2 protein-coding genes are annotated in these 1,902 nt (G+C 39.5%); both read left to right on the forward strand.

The window, feature by feature from the left end; translation table 11 throughout:
* A partial coding sequence (locus tag HFM85_RS15920) for an IS607 family transposase (RefSeq protein WP_173754725.1) occupies positions 1-625 on the forward strand: 625 nt, incomplete at its 5' end.
* Positions 555-1,718 carry an RNA-guided endonuclease InsQ/TnpB family protein gene (locus HFM85_RS15925; protein ID WP_173772930.1) on the forward strand — a complete coding sequence of 388 codons (1,164 nt, stop codon included), beginning with the start codon at positions 555-557 and terminating at the stop codon, positions 1,716-1,718. The genes HFM85_RS15920 and HFM85_RS15925, both read left to right, overlap by 71 nt.
* Positions 1,719-1,902: the final 184 nt, after the last annotated feature.

Genomic DNA, 1,902 nt, shown 5'->3' on the forward strand with positions numbered 1-1,902 from the left:
ATTATTAGGTGTTTCTGTAAAAACGCTTCAGAGATGGGACAGAGAGGGAATCTTAAAAGCAAACCGAACTCCAACAGACAGGCGTTATTACACATATGACCAGTATCTTCAATTTAAAGGTATAAATATAGAACATGATAAACGAAAAGTTGTTATTTATGCAAGAGTATCTACAAAAAACCAAAGGGATGATCTTCAAAATCAGACAGCATTTCTGCGTCAGTTCTGTAATGCCAGAGGAATGATCGTAGACCAGTGCATTGAAGACTATGGAAGCGGACTTAATTATAACCGCAGGAAATGGAATGGATTACTGGACGAAGTCATGGAGCAGAAGGTCAAAACCATAGTGATCACGCATAAAGACAGATTTATCCGTTTTGGATACGACTGGTTTGAAAGATTCTGCATGAAATTCCACACAACGATACTGGTGGTGAACAATGAAGAACTGTCACCACAGGAAGAACTTGTACAGGATATTATTTCCATCCTTGATGTGTTTTCCTGTAGATTATATGGACTTCGTAAGTATAAAAAACAGATAGAAAAGGATGAGGAGATTGCTGAAGAGCTTCAAGACAGAGATCAATCCTACAGAAGAGCAGAAGATCAAAATACATAAGACAATCGGCACATGCAGATATATTTATAATTTCTACCTGTTTCATAATAAAGAACGTTATGATGCCGGTGAAAGATTTATGAGCGGCAAGTCGTTCAGTGTATGGCTGAACAATGAATACCTTCCAGGGCATCCGGAATATTTCTGGATCAGAGAAGTCAGTTCCAAATCGGTAAAGAATGCAATCGAAAATGCCTGTACCGCTTTTTCAAGATTTTTTCATCATCAGAGTAGTTTCCCGAGATATAAGAAAAAAGGAAGATCTGATGTAAAAATGTATTTTGTAAAGAATAATCCCAAAGACTGTCTCTGTGAACGTCACAGGATCAAGATCCCAACACTTGGCTGGGTAAGGCTGAAAGAAAAAGGTTACATTCCGGCTTCTAAAGATGGATATGTGATCCGAAGCGGGGCAGTTTCCATGAAAGCGGGCAGATATTATGTGTCTGCACTTGTCGATATACCTGCTCCGGAAGCAGATGGAAATTTCACTGATGGGATTGGAATTGATCTGGGGCTGAAAGACTTTGCAGTTGTGTCAAATGGAACTGTATACAGAAATATCAATAAAACAGCACGGATCAGAAAACTTGAGAAACAATTAAGACGGGCACAGCGAAAGCTTTCCCGTAAATATGAGACCTTAAAGAAAGGAGAGACCACTCAAAGAGCAAATATATGCAAACAAAAGCTTAAAGTACAGAAACTTCATCATCGGATAGAAAATATCCGTACAGATCATATCAACAAGGTAATATCTGAGATAGTGAAAACCAAGCCGTCTCATATAACGATTGAGGATCTGAACATATCCGGGATGATGAAGAACCGGCATCTCTCAAAAGCAGTTGCGTCCCAGAAATTCTATGAATTCCGGACAAAATTGAAAACAAAATGTGCTGAATATGGAATCGAACTGAGGGTAGTTGACCGATGGTATCCATCTTCCAGGATCTGCCACTGCTGCAGCTGTATTAAAAAAGATCTGAAACTTTCAGACAGGATCTACAGATGCACATGTGGATATATTGAGGACAGAGATCTCAATGCAGCACTGAATCTGAGAGATGCAGAGACTTACGAAGTTGCATGATCCCGCAAACGTAAGTATGTACCGAAGGCTATTTCGGGAATTAACGACTGTGGAGTGTACTTAGGATCTGTGAGTAGAGATAACTCCGGTTACTCAAAAGCATACACAAAGAAACAGTAAGCGGTATTCGTGAGAATCCGCATTATCTCGATGTGAGTATGTTTAATCACATTTTGAGTGGCAG

Origin of the sequence: Blautia schinkii, assembly GCF_013304825.1 — a bacterium.
GTDB lineage: Bacteria > Bacillota > Clostridia > Lachnospirales > Lachnospiraceae > Blautia_A > Blautia_A schinkii_B.

Coding starts and splice junctions, on each gene's coding strand:
- HFM85_RS15925 (WP_173772930.1), top strand. CDS start 555: ATGAGGAGATTGCTGAAGAGCTTCAAGACAGAGATCAATCCTACAGAA.